We start from the raw sequence: 16,723 nt of genomic DNA, 5'->3' as shown, positions 1-16,723 counted from the left end.
CTGGCGCGCAACAGCGGACACATCGTGTTCGTCTCGGAGCCGGCCCCAGCACTGAACCGATCAGTGGATGGGCGGCGTCCAGGACGAGGAGTCCGCGGAGGTCGACTCCGGGGCGGCATGGCGACGCCGCGCCCTGCCACGTTGGGCCACGGATTCCCCCGTGGATTCCTGCGTGTACCGCGCGGACCTCGTCGCGTCCGTGCTCTCGTCGGTGTCCGCTCCGGCATGGCGGCTCACCGCGGAACTCGCCCCCGAGTCGCCGTGCCGGCCACCGCGGTAGGCCACCAACGCCTCGGCCAGCAGGTCGGCGAGGCCGTTCTCACCGTGGGACTCGGAATCCTGCCGCCCCACCTTGATCGCGGGAAGCCCCTGGAGCAGTTCGCTGTGCGTGGCGAGGAAGTCGTCGCCTGACACCGCTTCCGGAGTTTCGGCCTCCTCCCGATGGCGGGAGTCGTACTGGCCGGTTTCCCCCTCACCGGGAGAGCGCCGGTTTTGCAAGCCGGCGCGGATCTCCGCCAGGGACCGCCTCGGCGACCACGTGCCACCCCCGGAACCACCCGTGTCGGAGTCGTGCGTCTCGGCCGACTCCCCTGCTTCGAACCGGTTCGCTCGCGCCTCGCCGTCCACGTCGCCGAGCGCTTGTTCCGCTCGCTCGTGGGCGGGAGGACCCGTTCCCTGAAGCGGTGGAGCGGCTACCACGGGCATGATCGTGGTCACGTCGGGCATCGGCGCTTCCGCTTCGAACCCCGTCTCGCTCGGTCTTTCCCAGGGGGCCGGCCCGCGTCCTTCCGGGTAACCACCGGTCGAGGTTCGCGCACCCTGTTCCCGACCGGATGCCGCGGTGTCCTGTTCCGCGGGCCACTGCCTTCCCACCTCGATCTCGGAGGAGCGTTCGATCTCCTCCGGCTCGCGGCGGGCGGCCCTGCGGATCTCGTGGGCCAGATCCGGCAGCATCTCCTCCCGCGGAGACGGTGCGACGGCGGACGCCTCGTGCGGTTCGTCCCGTACCGGCGGGACGTCCCCGCGCGACTCCCGCGAAGGCGATTCCTGCTGACGGGGCACCGCCATCCCGGCCATCTCGGGCGCTCCCGTGGCGAACTCCTCGACGAGGCGCAACCGCGCGGCATGCACGCCAGCACGCCAGCGGCGGTCCGCCGCATGGGCGTCGCGGAGACAGTGCAGGGCCTCGGCGAAATCCTCACAACGCTCGTGCAGCTGGGACAGCGTGCTGAGCACCTCGGCCCGCAGGTGATCCAGGCCGTGGCGCTCGGCTCCGGCCAGTGCCTCGTTCAGCAACCGCATCGCGATGCGGTACTCGCCCTCCGGGACGTGCACTCGTGTGGCCAGGGCGAACCGCAACCATCCCGCGGGGTCGGCCGCGGGAGCTCGCAACGGCCGCCACAGGACCGGCGCCGCGGTCCGCATCGCCTCGGCGGAAAACCCCAGGTCAAGAAGCGCCTGCACGCGTTCCAGGACGAGGCGAGCCTGAACGTCCCCACCTTCGGCGGCGGGATCCTCGAGCCGCTCCAGCAAAGCCAGCCCGTTTCCGGCGGCCGTCGCCGCCGCCTCGGCCTCACCGTGCCTGCGGTGATGGCACGCCCGCTCCGAGCCCACCCTGGCCCGCAGCAACCGAACGGTGTCGCGATCGAGTTCGGAGTCGGCGGAACAAAGGCGTTCCGCCTCGTCCAGAGCTGCCGCACGTTCACTCGCCCCGCGGTGCACGGGCAACGCCGCAGCCAGTTCGATCAGCGCGTGTACCCGGACCACGGGATCCACGTGCCCCCGTTCCAGCACGGAGCGCAGTAGCCGGAGAGCCACGTCGTGGCTCCCCGCGCCCCGTGCACAACAGGCCAGCTCCACGCACAGTTCGGCGACGCCTGCCGCATCGCCGCTGAACTCGGCGTCGCGCATAGCCGTGATCGCACGTTCGGTCACTGTCACGCCGTGTCCGAGACGGTTCGAAGCGAACAGGGCGAGCGCTTCGGCCTGCGACCGCAGTACGCCGTCACCGTCACGCCTGGACTCCGTCACCACCCGATCGCTGAGCATCAACGTCAGTTCCGGAGCCCGCCAGCGCAGTTGCCGGGCGGACTCCAGCAACTCCCGGGCGGAGTCGCTCGGGCCAGAACCGTGCACGCTCGCCACACTCGACTCCCCGCTCGGATTCAGCCTCGCGTCAGCTTACGGTGCGTGACACGGTGCGGGCGAGCGCCGTCCTGCCCGAGCCGCTCGATCTTGTTCTTCTCGTAACCCTCGAAGTTGCCCTCGAACCAGAACCACTTCGCCGGATTCTGGTCGTCGCCCTCCCAGGCCAGGATGTGCGTGGCCACACGGTCCAGGAACCACCTGTCGTGCGAGATGACCACGGCGCAGCCCGGGAACTGCTCCAGTGCGCTCTCCAGCGAGGAGAGCGTCTCCACGTCCAGGTCGTTGGTGGGCTCGTCCAGCAGCAGGGTGTTGCCGCCCTGCTTGAGAGTCAGCGCCAGGTTCAGCCGGTTGCGTTCACCACCGGAGAGCACCCCGGCGGGCTTCTGCTGGTCCGCCCCCTTGAATCCGAACGCGCTCACGTAGGCCCGGGAGGGCATCTCGACCTGGCCGACCTGGATGTGGTCCAGCCCGTCGGAAACCACCTCCCAGACGTTCCTGTTCGGGTCGATGCTCTCACGGTTCTGGTCGACGTAGGACAGCTTCACGGTGTCGCCGACCCTGACCTGGCCGGAGTCGGGCTCCTCCAGACCGAGCATGGTCTTGAACAGGGTCGTCTTACCCACACCGTTCGGGCCGATCACACCAACGATGCCGTTGCGCGGCAGATTGAACGAGAGCCTGTCGATCAGGGGGTTCTCCTCGAAGCCCTTGGTCAGCTCGTTGGCCTCGATCACGAGGTTGCCCAGCCGCGGGCCCGGCGGAATCTGGATCTCCTCGAAGTCGAGCTTGCGGGTCTTCTCCGCCTCCGCGGCCATCTCCTCGTAGCGCTCCAGCCGCGACCGCGACTTGCTCTGGCGGGCCTTGGTGTTCGAGCGGACCCACTCCAGCTCGCCCTTGAGCCGCTTCTGCAACTTGGCGTCGCGCTTGCCCTGGACGTCCAGACGCTCCTGCTTCTTCTCCAGGTAGGTCGAGTAGTTGCCCTCGTACGGGTAGGTACGCCCGCGGTCGAGCTCCAGGATCCAACCCGCGACGTTGTCCAGGAAGTAGCGATCGTGGGTGACGGCCAGCACGGCACCGTGGTAGTTCGCCAGGAACTGCTCCAGCCAGTGCACGCTCTCGGCGTCGAGGTGGTTGGTGGGCTCGTCGAGCAGCAGCAGGTCCGGCTTGCTCAACAGCAACTTGCACAGCGCGACACGACGACGTTCACCACCGGAGAGGTACCGGACCTCGGCCTCCGGCGGTGGGCAGCGCAGGGCGTCCATGGCCTGCTCCAGCTGGGAGTCCAGCTCCCACGCCTCGGCGTGGTCCAGGACCTCCTGGAGCCTGCCCATCTCCTCCATCAACTCGTCGGAGTAGTCGGTGGCCAGCTGCTCGGCGATCTGGTTGAACCGGTCAAGCTGCTCCTTGACCTCGCCGACACCTTCCTCAACGTTGCCCAGGACCGTCTTGTCCTCGTTCAGCGGGGGCTCCTGCTGCAGGATGCCCACGCTGTAGCCCGGCGACAGGAAGGCCTCACCGTTGTTCGGGTAGTCGAGTCCAGCCATGATCCGGAGCACGGTCGACTTACCAGCCCCGTTCGGGCCGACCACGCCGATCTTGGCGCCCGGGTAGAACTGAATGGTCGCTTCATCAAGGATGACCTTGTCCCCCTGAGTCTTGCGAACCTTCTTCATGGTGTAGATGAACTCGGCCATGGGACAAATGGTAATTGCGGCCGGTAGTGGGACGTGCACTGCGGTCGGCCCGTCCCACCAGCATGATCGGACCCCTGGGGAGCGGAGGGATTTTCCCTGATCAACACGCTGACAGAGAGGTTGTCAACCGCCTTCGGAAGCCACCAACGAGGCCCACTCGCCCTCCCCCGCCGCGGGGGGTTCCGCGGCGTGCGAGCCCGGCCGTTCGAACTCACGTCCCAACGACCGGACGCGCGCCAGGTCCAACCCGACCGCGTTCGCCTCGATCTCCGTGCTCGACCGTCGCTGGCCGTCGACCTCGTAGTCACGTGTTCGCAGCCGTCCCGTCACCAAGACGGGATCGTTCTTGAAGACGCCGTTGGAAACTCCGTCGGACAATCGCTTCCAGCAGTTCACGGTGGCGAAGACACGATCGCCGTCGACCCACTGCTCGGCGGCCTTGTCGAAGCGGCGTGCCGTACTGACCATGCGAAAACTGGTCACTCGGCTACCGTTGGTGGTCTCGCGCGCCTTGGGGGTGGTGATGACGTTGCCCACCAGGGTCACGGTCGTCTCGAACATGTCTTCCGCCCTTCCGCCACGGAACCCGTGGCCCGTCTGCGATCGCTTCCTCGCGACCTCGCAAACCAGCTTGCGGCACGTCGAGCACACAGCGCCACCAATTCATCACACACTGTTGGCAACTGCCTGCCCTGTGGATGAATCAGCTTTTCTTTTTCGTTGCTGCCGAAGAACTCGTCCACCCCCCGGCGACTCGATGACTCGCCCACGAGAGTTTTGACACATACAGTAATAAAATAACTACAAATCGACGCACGCAGCTGAGAGCCTAGTCACGAAAAGGACAGCTTTATCACTGTATGTACCCAGCGTGGAGATCGAATCGCTCATCCGGAGCCCCCGCACCGGTCCTCGACTGTCGATCGGCTTGCCATTCGATACCGGCTTGGCAACACCTGATGTGTGGGTTCTCCCAGTGACAGCACAGACCGTTACGCTGCTTGTTGCAGCTCAGCCGAGTGCGGCCGCCCTCGTAGCTCAGGTGGACAGAGCAAGAGACTTCTAATCTCTAGGTCGTAGGTTCGAGTCCTACCGGGGGCACCACTTCCCACCAGGGAAAACCCGTCGACCACGCCAGGTCGGCGGGATCTCATGACCCACTCTGTGACCCGCCGTCCCCTACACTGGGGGCATGGCTGGGCGCTCGAAAAAGCGACGGCAGCGCGGTGCGATCGACCGCTTGCCGAACGGATCCCTGCGAGTCAGGGTCTCCGCAGGTCTCGATCCGGTCACGAAGCAACGGCACCGACTCGTCGAAGTCGTGCCGGCGGGACCGGAGGCGGAACGCGAAGCCGAGCGGGTCCGGACTCGACTACTCAACGAGGTAGACGAGCGGCGCAACCCGAAGACCACGGCTACCGTCGAACAACTCCTCGACCGCTACCTGGACAAGCACTTCGACGGCGAACCGACGACCAGGAACGGCTACCGGAGAGCCGCCCGCAAACACGTGCTGCCCTACATCGGCCAGGTCAAGGTGGGTCAGCTCGACGCCGACTCCCTCGACTCGCTGTACTCCGAGTTGCGCCGGTGTCGTGATCACTGCACCGGCAAGCGCCGCATCGACCATCGGACCAGCAGCAAGCACGAGTGCGATCACCGCTGCAAGCCGCACAAGTGCCAGCCGCTCGGCGCGACCGCCATACGCCAGATCCACTACCTGCTTTCCGGCGCTTTCAAGCGCGCGGTGCGGTGGAAGTGGGTCGCCGTAAGCCCCGTGGGACAAGCAGATCCACCACCTGCTCCCCAACCACACCCGACGCCTCCGGACGCGCGGGAAGCGGTCCGGATCCTCAACGAGGCATGGCGAGTCGACGAGGACTGGGGCGCCCTCGTCTGGACCGCGATGACCACCGGTGCTCGGCGGGGCGAGCTCTGCGGGCTTCGCTGGGACCACGTCGACTTGAACGCGTCCGTCCTGCGCCTCAAGCAATCAGTCGCCTACGACGAACAACGCAAGCTCTGGTTCGCCAAGAGCACCAAGACGCACCAACAACGCCGGATCGCACTCGACACGGAGACGGTCAACGTCCTGGCGGACCTGAAGGCACGTCACGAGCAACGTGCTGCGCGGTTCGGCCTCGATCTGACAGCCGAGGCCTACGTGTTCTCGCCCGATCCCGACGGGGTTCAGTTCCTGATCCCCGACACCGTGACGCAGCGCTACGAACGCATGGCCCAGCGCCTCGGTATCAGCACCTCTCTGCACAAGCTGCGGCACTACTCGGCCACCGAGCTCATCTCCTCCGGTGTCGACCCTCGGACCGTCGCCGGCCGCCTTGGTCACGGTGGTGGCGGCACGACCACGCTGCGCGTGTACTCGGCGTGGGTCTCCGAAGCCGATCAGCGTGCCTCCGAGGCTCTGTTCTCACGGATACCCGAGCGCCCCGACAAGCCGATCAGCGCCGAGGAGCGGGCCAAGACCGCACCCGGGAGCCCGTACGAGCAGATCGCTTTCGACCTTCGTTCACGGATCGCGGCAGGTGAGCTCACCGCTGGTGACGCCATTCCGACACTGAAGAAGCTCATGGCCGACTACGACGTGGCCGCCGGCACCGCCAACCGAGCCGTGACGCTGCTCAAGGACTGGGGACTCGTCGAAGCCACTCGCGGCCGTCCCACCACTGTCACGCAAGGCGCAGCTGAGCACCTGGCGATCGAGGAGCCAGCGCCACAGCCAGTCGCTCCGACCAGCCCCGCAGAAGTCGATGCCGACGCCACACCCGCAATCGGTCCAGTGCTGTTGCAGTTCGAGGTCCGTCACCTCGGCGATCCAGTTCGCACCTTCACCGCCGAAGCCGACCCGAACGACCCCGACCACCTCCGACGCCTGCTCGCCGCATCCGTCCGCCGCGACGGCCGCGCCGCTGACGAGATCATCGACTACGAACTCGACGTACGCAGCTCCGATGGTGAGCTCCTGAGGACCTTCGTCACCCTGTCCCCGTAGTTACCTGCCGTCGTGAAGATCCCTCGTAGGGGCAGTGCGGACCCGCGACGAGACCCGCATCGTGCGCCACCTCGTACGATTGCGACCCCTTGTAGGGGCGGCGGGTCCGCGAGTGCAGGGGCCAAGCCCACAGGTTGCTACCCCTCATAGAGGCGGTGCGGGCGCCGGCGTGAAGCTGCACAGCCGCGAACCCTGCGAGTTGCGACCCCTCATAGGGCGGTGCGGCCCTGGTCCTCGACGAGGCCAACCTCAGTCACGATCGGTTGCGACCCCTCGTAGGGGCGGTGCGGACCTGCGCGAACAGCTCACGCTGCTGATCCCCGAGGCTTTGCGACCCCTCATAGGGCGGTGCGGCCCTGGTCCTCGACGAGGCCAACCTCAGTCACGATCGGTTGCGACCCCTCGTAGGGGCGGTGCGGAGGACCGGGGCGCGCCGCTGGTGGCGCTGGTGCACAAGTTGCGAGCCCTCATAGGGGCGGTGCGGACTGGGAGCCGCTGGGCAGGAGCCGATCCAGCTACGGGCGTTGCTACCCCTCATAGGGGCAATTGCGAACTGCCGCGCGTGGTGATGATGCGCCGTTGACCGCGCTGTTGCGACCCCCTCGCAGGGACGGCGCGGACCCCGTTGGTACTTCTCTCGCTACCAGCGGTTCCTGCGGTTGCGACCCCTCTCATAGGGGCGGTGCGGACCGGGCGCCCGGCGGTGAAGTACGCACGCCCGGTCAAGTCGCGACCCCTCGTAGGGGCGGTGCGTGCGCGTGGACCCTGGTCAAGATCCTGCTCGGCATTCTGGGTTGCGACCCCTCGTAAGGGCGGTGCGGGCGCCTACACGCTGCTACTCAACCGTGTCGGCGAGGAAGGTTGCGATCCCTCGTAGGGACAGTGCGGACGCGCCGGACCGGGCTGATCCATCCGCTCGGGCCGGTTGCGATCCCTCGTAGGGACAGTGCGGACTCGAGGACGTGCAATACAACCTCAAGCACGCCAGGCACCGTTGCGATCCCTCGTAGGGACAGTGCGGACATGGACAACCCCCGCATCATCGACCAGAACTACGCGTTGCGATCCCTCGTAGGGACAGTGCGGACCGCCAAGCGACAGGAATACCTACGCCACCGCCTGGTTGCGATCCCTCGTAGGGACAGTGCGAACTCGCCGAGGAGAAGGCGTCGCGCATCGCCGCGCCCGCCTCGTTGCGATCCCTCGTAGGGACAGTGCGAACCCGAGAGTAAAACCGCTGGTCATTGCTGGTGTGATCTTGTCAAACAGCAGATCGTGCGCAGCGGTCCGAGAGTCTGACGTCGCGACGCCGGGACTCGCTGAAGATCGCACTACAGGATGTCATGAGGGCGATCGTCGGCGACACCCCAAGACTGCCGTTCCGGCGCAGCACCGGGCGGGAAAGTGTAGACGAGGACGTGGTCGTAGCTGGCGTCGATGTGCGCCCCGATGTCGGCGCGGAGCCGGACGAGCTGAGCGGAGCTGAGGTCACCCTCAAATACACTGCGCTGCATGTGGTGCAGGTACTTGCGGCAGGTGCGCAGGACTCCGGCATTGCGCTCGCTGAGCGTGTCGTAGACGAGGATGGTGTACACGCTCACCACCACACCCGAAAAGGTTTGTACGCCTCCCCTTCCAAGCACCGCCGGGTGAGCGCGAGCGCGTCGAGATACATGAGCTCGTCGTAGCTGACCTTCCGCTTCAGCGTGCGATGACTGATGGTCGCTCCCAGCTCATCACGGACGGTCTGAATGATCAGCTTCCGGCCGGAGTCACTGAGCATGGCTTCGTGCGCGTCGGTGTCGAAGTGCTGAGGTTTGAGCTGGCTGCGCCCGGCCAGCCGCAGCAAGATTCGCTCGGCGAACAACGGCTTGAACAGCTCGGCGAGATCGAGCGCCAGCGAGTGGCGGTGCCGCTCCGTGCTGCTGTGCAGGAAGGCCACCCCGGTGTGCAAAGGAGTCAGCCGAAGCACGCTGAGCACACGCGCGTAGACCAGACCGTTGATGTAGCTGATGACGGCATTGCCAGCATTGCTCGGCGGACGCCGGTGACGCCCTGCCAGTTGAAGCCACTCGGGCAGCTGCGTGTCGAGTACCTCCCAGGCGCTACGGCGAAAGTTACCTTCGGCAGCCATGAGCTCCTCGCGGGCAGCAGCGCTCTTCACCTCTGCTCTCAACCGCTCGTAGGGTTCGTGCAGCTCACGGCGACCGAGAAACCGGCGGACGTTGAACGCGGCGGAATCCACGATCGAACGCGCTGTCTTCATCGCCTCGTCATGACTGGTGGCCAGCTGAGCCTGTCCGAGGACGGTTTGACTGGAAGTCGCGCTGTCCGCGGGAAGCAGTGATCCCGCGTAGTCACCGTAATAACTGAGGAAGTGGACGTTGATGCGGACACGACGATGGAGCAAGCAGAGGAGTCTGAGCTGGCTGTCTCTTCAACGACTGAGAACCACGAGACCAAGCAGCCTCCCCACAGCGGTCCGACGCTCTTTCAGTGCGAGGTCCACTACCTCGGCGAGCTGGTCCGCACCTTCACCGCCGAAGCCGACCCGAACAACCCCGACCACCTCCACCGCCTACTCGCCGCCGTCCGCCGCGACGGCCGCGACACCCGGCGAGGTCCTCGACTACGAGCTCGACGTCCGCCAGCCCGACGGCGAGCCGCTCACCACCTTCGTCACGATGACGGCGTGAACACGAATCGTTGGGCGAACTACGGTTACATCACCAGGGAGATCACTGCTGCCACAGCTGATACAACTCCGGCGAATGCCGATATCGTCGTAGCTCCCCCACTGAACTTCCGGAAAACTCCACGGCCAAACCTAGCCCAGCTCTGGCGGCTTGCCAACACCTTCGCGTTCTCCCATTTGTGGGCTTCAAGATGGCAACCCCGAAGCAGCCCCCTGGCGTTATTCTTGCAAAATGATACTCCATCCCGATTTAGGGCGCAGCATGGAGCCGGAGCCTGGAATAGGAAGTACACGACAAGTGCAAGTGACATTATTATCAAGATGACTGGGTCCGCGTTTATGCGGAACCAAGCGAAGTAGAGCACGACGAGGAGGATGTACCCCCAGTAGCGGGCGATGCGCCTCTTGGTTTCTGCTCGCATAGCAATGCACGATACGAACTGCTTGTCGAGTGCCGCGACGGCCAAATGGATGATCCTACGATGTAATATGTGACCTAAATAACAAGTTTTGCTGTTGTCTTTCGCGGTCCTTGGTTGATCGAATACTCTCGAACTGTATTTAATTTCATTCGATCCGGTTGTGCCGAAGTAAATTTTATCGAAAATACAGAGGCATGATGAACTTATCGTTCAAATAGAACAGAATGCAGGAATGCTGGGATTGCTGTCGGGTCGCTCTTGGGCCTCGACGAAGATCTCCCGGTCGTGAGCGTGGCTTCGGTGCGGCCGAGCGATACGCTCGCCGTATGGCGGAAATCCCGGAGGCTACGGAAGCCAAGGCCCTTGATGCGGAGGCGGCGAGTGGTGCGCTGACGGCGGCTTGTGCAGCTGCTGGGCTGGACGCGGCGGGCGCTGAGCTGATCCGGATCGGGGAGAACGCGGTGTTCCGGCTGCGGGAGCCGGTAATCGCGCGGATCGCGCGCACGGCTAGCTATGCCGAGGCCGCGCGGCGAGAGGTCGCGGTGGCGCGGTGGCTGGAGGACTGCGGCTACCCGGCCACGCGCGCACTGGGCATCGAGCAGCCGGTGGTGGTCGACGGGCGCGTGGTGACTTTCTGGGAGTCGGTCTCCGACGAAGAGGAGTTCGCCCCACTCGAAGAAGTCGCCCGGCTGATCCGGTGGCTGCACGAGCTTGAGGAGCCGCCGCTGGAGTTGCCCGAGCTCGACCCGTTCGCCCGTGCCGAGTACCGGCTGCGGTTGGCCCATGCCGGCCTGAACGCTGCGGATTTCGCCTACCTCGAACAGCGGGTGAACAGCGCCCGCCGACAGTGGGGCGAGCTGGACTTCGCGCTGTCTCGCGGTGCCGTGCACGGTGACGCCAGTATTGGCAACGTGATCCGATCCAGCACCGGCGAGCCCGTACTGATCGACCTCGACGGCTTCGCGACCGGGCCGCGTGAGTGGGACCTGGTGCAGACCGCGATGTACTACGAGCGGTTCGGCTGGCACACCGAGCAGGAATACCGGACCTTCGTCGAGGTCTACGGCTACGACCTGCTGACCTGGCCGGACTACCCGAAGCTGGCCGACATCCGCGAGACCCTGATGACGCTGTGGCTGAGCCAGAAGGCCCAGCATGACCAGCGCAGCGCCGACGAGGTCCACAAGCGCCTCAACACGCTGCGCACGGGCGCCGACCGCCGCGACTGGGCACCCTACTGAGTGTTCTGCGGTCTACTCGTGGTGGTCCGGCGTGTCGAACGTCTGGGCATCGAGGGCGTCCTCCCGGCGACGCGCCATGACCAGCACGGTCCCGATGCCCGCCCCGACGAGTAGGACGGCGGCGGCGAGGACGGCCAGAGCCGGGCCGAGCAGTTCGGGGCGGAAGAGGGAGATCGCGGCGAACACGGCGGCGATCACGAGCAGAAGCGTCCCGGCGCTCTTGGTCGGCACCGTGGGGCGATACACCTCGCGGCGCAGCGACTCCAGGCCGGGACGCAAGCGCAGCATCCCCGCGGCGAGATTGTTGATCCGGGCGCCGTGGTGCACCGAGTGGGCCATCCCGGTGTAGGCCAGCGCCCACAGCTGCCGGTTGGCTTCGATGGTGGTCATGGAGGTGCGGACCCTGCGCCCCTCGTTGTCTCGGAGGCGCAGCATCCAGCCGAACACAACACCGCGGAGGGTGATGTCGGTCAATGCGTAGGTGTCCACCCAGCGCCGATTCACCCGCAGCCAGTCCGAACCGGCCACCAGCCGGGTCGTCCAGTCCCGGACGACGGTGATGACGAAGATCAGAGCCATGAGGGTCCAGTGCACCGGATCCTCCAGCCAGGTCCAATTCCCCTCGGAGGACCGCAGCGAAACCACGTAGACCACCGTCAGAATGCTGGCAGCACCGAGCACGGCCACGCGGTCCGCGCCATACACTTCCAGCGCCGGGCCACGACCTTCAGGAGATTCGTCGCCCTTGCCAGCTCTGGTCGTGAGCTGTGCAGGAACACCGAGTATCACCGGAGCCGTCGGAGGGCGCGGCTGGCCGCTCGTGGCATCCGGACGTGGCGGAAGGTGTGTGGTCATTGCGCCGAGCCGCGCAGGCGACGGTGCAGCCACGGCTCCCGGGGAAGCGCAAAAGAACCCCTCTGCCGTGTCACCCTTGCCAGCCTTCGGGGCGCGGCACTTTGAACGCGCTGTGGACCAGGCCGTTGGTTTTGGCGTCTCCGGCGATGACGGAGTGCAGGATGCCGTTGTAGACGAGGTCCCACATGTCGCGGTCTTCCTGGATGTCGTCGGACTTGATCGTGAGTTCGCGTCCGGAGCTGTCTTTGAAGTCCAGGTGGATCGAGTGACTGCGATGCCGCGCCTTGATCTCGGTGAGTTCGTACAGGCGTACCCACATCTTGCCGACCTTGATCCACTCGGCTCCCACCGCGCATTCGACCGATCGAAAGGACGAATACACGCCGAGGGCCCCCAAGGCCATCGCGGGCCACGTCCACCAGAAGGTCATCCATGTGAGGTTGAAGCCCTGCATGAGGGTGACGCCGATCACGATGAAGGCGTATGCGAGCAGTCCACTGAAGATGGCATTGCGCTGGCTGTGGCGATACCACTCCAGCATGCGCCCCTCGCCCTCTGGCGGTGTCGGCATGCGGCGGATGCTCTGGTCCCGGTCGCGGTCCTGGTCCTTGGGAGGTTTGTCCTCCTTGTTGAACCCCGGGGCGCGGGGTGGCCGAGGTTCGCCCGATATCGGGTCTGGTTTGGGGGGCAACTCGGAAGCTGCCAGAAAGATCCTGTCCGTCACGCCAACCTCCTACTGTGGATCACCAACGAGTCAGCGAGCAGCATGGCTCACTCCCCGGTGGCAGCGTTCGCGCCCCAGCTGGCGAGGAGGCCGCCTCCAATACCCCCGACGACGCCGCCGATCACGGTCCCCACTCCGGGGCAAATCATGGTGCCGACGGCCGCACCGGCCCAGCCACCAGCAGCGCCTCCGGCGAGATTGGCACCGGTGTCCTCGACGGCTTCGCCGACGTCCTTGCCCATGGCAACATCAACGCCACCGGAAACCACAGTGAAAGTGGTGCCTACGAACGGGACGCCGCGCAGTGCTTTCGATCCGAACTTGGCGAATTTCGAGCTGCTCTTGACCCAGCGACTAGGATCAGCGGCAACGATGCCCCGGCCCTTCGATCCAAGAGGACCGTGAAACTTGCTGGCGTTGGTGGCTTTCGCATGAGCCTTGTTGGCGAGATTCTCGCCTTCGGCGGCGGCGTTCTTGCCGATCTGGCTGAGGTTTCCGGTCTTTTGCGCTGCTCGAGCTTGAATGGTTGAGGCAGCGGAGTCCAGCCGGCTGGCCCTCTCGAAGAGCCGCCCTGCTTCCTCGTGGGCACCCTTGATACTGCTCAAACCCCCGCTGACGACCATCATGGAGTAGGTCTTGGTGGTCTTGACCGTGGCGAGCGGGTCCTTCATTGCCTTGTCCAGGGCCTTGTGGGCCTCTTCCTGCTTGGTGCGGGCGTCTTCGACCGTGGTGCGGGCCTCCGCGAAGGCGCGTTTCTTCGCTTCGTGTGCGGCGATGGCGGCCTGGGAAGCTTGCGACTGGTGAGTTTCGATCTGCTGTCCCATCGGCCCGGGCGGCAGGTTCTCGGTCCCCGCGCCCTTGGGGGCGGGGCCGGGTGGCAGGATCGCGGTCGAGGTGACGATGAGTTTCCCGTCGCGGGCCACGGTGCGGGCCTGGTGCATCCGCTGGTTCACGGTGTCGATCTCGCCGGCGAAGGTCTCCAGGGCGGTTTTGACCTGCCCGACGAGCCCTTCCAAGGTGTCGGCGTCCTTGCCCTGGTAGGTCAGGGTCTGGCGTGCGGCATTGCCGGCCGTGCCCTGCCAAAAGCCTTCCGAGGCACCGCGCTGCCCGTAGACGGTGTCACCGATGTGGGTCACCCCGGGTTTGACCTGGCCCAGCCAGTCGGCGGTGGTCCGGCACGAGTCCGGATCGTCCAGCACCTCGGTGTTCAGCTCGCCTGCCATCGCCCCAGTTCCTTCCTGCTGCTGTGGAGAATGCCTGCGCTCGTTCGGAAGATGCTTGCCACGCGGCGAACTCAGTCCGGGCCGAGCTCCTTGGCCTGGCGCTGCAGCTCCTCGGCGTTGGTGTTGTCGACCTGGCCGTAGCTGCCGTCGCTGGAGTCGATCTTGCCCGCAGTGTCCTCGACTCCGGCGATGAGACCGGCGGCCGTTTTTGTGATCTCCGAGAGGGTGTGGCCGACCTGCTCCGCCGAGGTACTCACCTTCGGTGCGGGAGGCACTGTCTGCGCTGCATTGGTCAGCTTGTCCGTGCTGCTGCGCAAGTCGCTGGCCATGGACCGCAGCTTCTCGTGATCGGCCTCGATGCCGTCCCCAGCGCTAGTCATCGTTCCAGTTCCCCTCGTTAGTCCCGTGGCGCAGGTGCGGTGGCAGCGGTGTGTCCAGACAGATCGTGTGGGCACCCGCCTGCTGGCGAACCTCGCTCAACAGCCCGGCCGGAACCGGCACCGACGCCTGCTGAGGGCCACATCCGGCCTCCACGGCCGCCGTCGAGGTGTAGGCCATCACGGCCAGTCGGTCGCCGGGCATGGGTTGCAACTCCAGGTTTGCCTGCTCGTCGCCGTCGCGGAACGGTTGTGCGGCCAGGTGCACGATCGCCCAGTCCTCGGACTCCTCGGACTCGTCTTCATCCCAATGAGCTTCCTCGTCGGCCCACCCGCCGGCCGTGCCCCGCAGCTCAGGTGGCAACGATTCATCCAGCATCACGCCGAACCGGAAACTCGGCAGCCGTCCCCCGCCGCCGGCCTTCTCCGTGGCGAGCTCGGTCAACCGCGTGGTCGGAATCAGGATCCACGGCTGATCCGGACCACACCCCTCCACGAAGCGCTCCAACGAGGAGTAGGCAAGCACCACCAGTTGCTGGTCCGCCTCGCGGATCTCCAACATCAGCCCGCCGGTGCTCTCGTCCGGGCGAGCAGCCAGATACACCTGCCCCGGCAGGTACTCCGTCTCGTCCGGATCCACCACCGTCGGACGATCCCCAGTTCCGGGCACATTCCCTCCAGTACGCATGTTCGGCCCGGCGCGGTCGCTCCGGCCGAAGCCGCGCGAACGATACCGAACCGCAACCGAGTAGCAACACCGTGGATCTACTCAGTCAGAGCTCCGTGGCAACCCGGGCAGCGAAACATCCTTCGGGTCAAACACGAGTGAGCTCGCAAAACACCGCGCACAGGACCTTACTGAGCGCTCTCCGGGCGCCAGAGCGGCATGGTCTCGGCCTGCTCCCGGAAGTCGCGGGCGACGGTGCTGGTGCCGAGCGTGGTCAGGCGCTGGCGGAACTCGTCGACGTAGACCGCGCAACGGGCGGACTTGAGCTGCTGGCCGATGTCGATGGCCTTCAGCGCGACCTGGCAGGCGTGCTCGTCCTCGCCCTGGTCGAGGTAGGCATCGGCCAGCACCATCGTGGCGAAGAAGTCGCTGCGCAGGTACTCGCCGTTGGCCTCGCCGAGGGACTGGGTGGCGTAGGTGGTGGCGTGCGTGGCGCGCCCGAGATCGCGGTTGCAGTGGCCGAACTCGGCGGCGAGCTCGGCGTCGTCGAAGTAGTCCAGGAAGTCCGGCCCCTCGCCGGGCTGTCGTCGTTCGAACTCGCTGACAGCGGCCGACAGCGCGGTGTCGCAGTCGCTGGTCTCGCCGAGACGAGCGTGAGCACGTGCCTCCATCGCGTAGAAGTGCGCGGTCAACGTGGGCGTGGCCTGCGAAGCGGTTCCCATCCGAGCAGCCCGTGCCAGGTTCGCCGCCTCGCGGAAACGACCGAGGTAGGTCGCCTGGTGACTCATGGCGTCGAGGATGCTGCCCGCGAGCAGGGTGGCCCCGCCTTCCTGGGCGAGCGCGAGAGCCTGGATGAAGTACCGCTGAGCCATCCCGTGCACGCCGGAGTCGTAGGACATCCAGGCCGCGAGCAGCGTGGACTCCGCGGCTGTGGCGAACAGGGACCTGCCCGTCTCCTCGGTGTAGCTCCCACGTAACAGCGGGGGTAGATCGCTGCGCAGGAACTGGATCAGCGAGTGGCGAGCGTGTCCGCCCCCGTACTGGTTGTCGAGCTGGCCGAACAGGTCCGTGGTGGTGCGGATGCGTTCGATGTCGGCGAGTCCGACCCGCCGGCTCGCGGAGGACGGAGTGATCAACCCCGATGGCGTCCCGACGAGCCAGTTCAACGAGGCTTCGTTCCAGGCCGCGACGTTCGTCCCTGCCGTCACCAGCGCTTCGGCGTCGTGAAGGTCGGCCCGCCACAGGCGGGAGACCACGGCGACGCTCTCCTCCGCCGTCTCCGGGTACTGAAGCCCCAAGTCCGCGGGTAGTGGGGACGAGTCCCCGAAGCCCACTTCCTCGGCATCGACGCGGCGACCGAGCTTTCGGGCGAGTGCGCTGACGATGAACCCGCAGGTCTGCGCGTCGCGAGGAACCACACCGTTGAGCCAGCGGGTGACGTAGGTGTGGCTGTACTCCCGCTCGATTCCCTGGCTGCGCGCCTCCCTGGTCACGGCACGGGCGAAGACCTTCTTGCCGATCGAACCGTCGCGTGCCAGGAAGGCGGCCTCGCGCATGACCTTCGCCAGGTGTTCGTTGCCCGCCAACGCCGTTCACCCCCGGAATGTGTCCCGAGTGTACGAGTGTGCCCCCGAGTGCGCCCTGTTGTCCGGTGTTGCTGCTGGGGA

At 66.1% G+C, this 16,723-nt stretch carries 13 protein-coding genes, 1 tRNA gene and 1 CRISPR repeat array; of the genes, 3 read left to right on the top strand and 11 right to left on the bottom strand.

All coding sequences use genetic code 11. The features are described from left to right. Positions 1 to 60: 60 nt before the first annotated feature. The 3 genes from FHX42_RS12995 to ssb form a co-directional block, all read right to left on the bottom strand. Entirely contained in the window at positions 61 to 2,145 is a 2,085-nt protein-coding gene (locus tag FHX42_RS12995) for a hypothetical protein (protein WP_182544531.1), read from the bottom strand. A gap of 20 nt (positions 2,146 to 2,165) precedes the next feature. After that, positions 2,166 to 3,842 (bottom strand): energy-dependent translational throttle protein EttA, encoded by a 1,677-nt coding sequence (gene ettA, locus FHX42_RS12990; RefSeq protein WP_182544530.1) that lies wholly within the window; start codon positions 3,840 to 3,842, stop codon positions 2,166 to 2,168. A 123-nt stretch (positions 3,843 to 3,965) separates the two neighbouring features. Then, positions 3,966 to 4,403, bottom strand: a complete 438-nt coding sequence (ssb, locus tag FHX42_RS12985; RefSeq protein ID WP_182544529.1) for a single-stranded DNA-binding protein — start codon at positions 4,401 to 4,403, stop codon at positions 3,966 to 3,968. Positions 4,404 to 4,869: 466 nt separating this feature from the next. Here ssb and FHX42_RS12980 point away from each other — a divergent pair. Further along, positions 4,870 to 4,946: transfer RNA gene (locus FHX42_RS12980), tRNA-Arg, on the top strand. A gap of 88 nt (positions 4,947 to 5,034) precedes the next feature. Continuing rightward, entirely contained in the window at positions 5,035 to 6,852 is a 1,818-nt protein-coding gene (locus FHX42_RS12975; RefSeq protein ID WP_182544528.1) for a tyrosine-type recombinase/integrase, read from the top strand. Between the two features lie 726 nt (positions 6,853 to 7,578). Further along, positions 7,579 to 8,071: a CRISPR direct-repeat array (repeat unit 27 nt; unit sequence GTTGCGATCCCTCGTAGGGACAGTGCG). 112 nt (positions 8,072 to 8,183) lie between these two features. Here FHX42_RS12975 and FHX42_RS12970 read toward each other — a convergent pair. Together FHX42_RS12970 and cas1 are read right to left on the bottom strand one after the other, a co-directional pair. Then, positions 8,184 to 8,453, bottom strand: coding sequence for a CRISPR-associated endonuclease Cas2 (locus tag FHX42_RS12970; protein ID WP_328796090.1), 270 nt, complete (start codon positions 8,451 to 8,453; stop codon positions 8,184 to 8,186). Then, a complete protein-coding gene (gene cas1, locus FHX42_RS12965; protein ID WP_182544527.1) occupies positions 8,450 to 9,262 on the bottom strand; it encodes a CRISPR-associated endonuclease Cas1 in 813 nt (270 codons plus the stop codon). Before cas1 ends, FHX42_RS12970 begins: the two co-directional genes overlap by 4 nt. A 1,033-nt stretch (positions 9,263 to 10,295) precedes the next feature. Between cas1 and FHX42_RS12960 the strand changes: the two genes are divergently transcribed. Next, the gene (locus FHX42_RS12960; RefSeq protein ID WP_182544526.1) at positions 10,296 to 11,210 is read left to right on the top strand and encodes a phosphotransferase family protein; all 915 of its coding nucleotides are present in this window, start codon (positions 10,296 to 10,298) and stop codon (positions 11,208 to 11,210) included. Between the two features lie 12 nt (positions 11,211 to 11,222). Here the strand turns inward: FHX42_RS12960 and FHX42_RS12955 are convergent, their stop codons facing one another. The 6 genes from FHX42_RS12955 to FHX42_RS26610 all read right to left on the bottom strand — a co-directional run bounded on the left by FHX42_RS12955 (position 11,223) and on the right by FHX42_RS26610 (position 16,642). Further along, a complete protein-coding gene (locus FHX42_RS12955; protein WP_182544525.1) occupies positions 11,223 to 11,864 on the bottom strand; it encodes a hypothetical protein in 642 nt (213 codons plus the stop codon). 271 nt (positions 11,865 to 12,135) lie between these two features. Then, a complete protein-coding gene (locus FHX42_RS12950; RefSeq protein ID WP_220480248.1) occupies positions 12,136 to 12,789 on the bottom strand; it encodes a hypothetical protein in 654 nt (217 codons plus the stop codon). 47 nt (positions 12,790 to 12,836) lie between these two features. After that, positions 12,837 to 14,012 (bottom strand): hypothetical protein, encoded by a 1,176-nt coding sequence (locus FHX42_RS12945; protein WP_182544524.1) that lies wholly within the window; start codon positions 14,010 to 14,012, stop codon positions 12,837 to 12,839. 71 nt (positions 14,013 to 14,083) lie between these two features. Then, positions 14,084 to 14,392: a hypothetical protein gene (locus FHX42_RS12940; RefSeq protein ID WP_182544523.1), complete on the bottom strand. Its 309-nt coding sequence runs from the start codon at positions 14,390 to 14,392 to the stop codon at positions 14,084 to 14,086. After that, positions 14,385 to 15,032, bottom strand: a complete 648-nt coding sequence (locus FHX42_RS12935) for an SAV_915 family protein (RefSeq protein WP_182544522.1) — start codon at positions 15,030 to 15,032, stop codon at positions 14,385 to 14,387. The genes FHX42_RS12940 and FHX42_RS12935 overlap by 8 nt, the downstream gene beginning before the upstream one ends. 212 nt (positions 15,033 to 15,244) lie before the next feature. After that, positions 15,245 to 16,642, bottom strand: coding sequence for an XRE family transcriptional regulator (locus tag FHX42_RS26610; RefSeq protein WP_182544521.1), 1,398 nt, complete (start codon positions 16,640 to 16,642; stop codon positions 15,245 to 15,247). Positions 16,643 to 16,723: the final 81 nt, after the last annotated feature.

It is taken from the genome of Halosaccharopolyspora lacisalsi, from assembly GCF_014137975.1.
GTDB lineage: Bacteria > Actinomycetota > Actinomycetes > Mycobacteriales > Pseudonocardiaceae > Halosaccharopolyspora > Halosaccharopolyspora lacisalsi.
The sequence above is the reverse complement of the archived record's forward strand: the minus strand, read 5'-3'. Positions and strand labels throughout refer to the sequence as shown.

Excerpts from the sequence above, each read along its gene's own strand:
- FHX42_RS12940 (WP_182544523.1), bottom strand. The coding sequence starts at position 14,392 with ATGACTAGCGCTGGGGACGGCATCGAGGCCGATCACGAGAAGCTGCGG.
- FHX42_RS12945 (WP_182544524.1), bottom strand. The coding sequence starts at position 14,012 with ATGGCAGGCGAGCTGAACACCGAGGTGCTGGACGATCCGGACTCGTGC.
- FHX42_RS12960 (WP_182544526.1), top strand. The coding sequence starts at position 10,296 with ATGGCGGAAATCCCGGAGGCTACGGAAGCCAAGGCCCTTGATGCGGAG.
- FHX42_RS12975 (WP_182544528.1), top strand. The coding sequence starts at position 5,035 with ATGGCTGGGCGCTCGAAAAAGCGACGGCAGCGCGGTGCGATCGACCGC.
- ettA (WP_182544530.1), bottom strand. The coding sequence starts at position 3,842 with ATGGCCGAGTTCATCTACACCATGAAGAAGGTTCGCAAGACTCAGGGG.
- ssb (WP_182544529.1), bottom strand. The coding sequence starts at position 4,403 with ATGTTCGAGACGACCGTGACCCTGGTGGGCAACGTCATCACCACCCCC.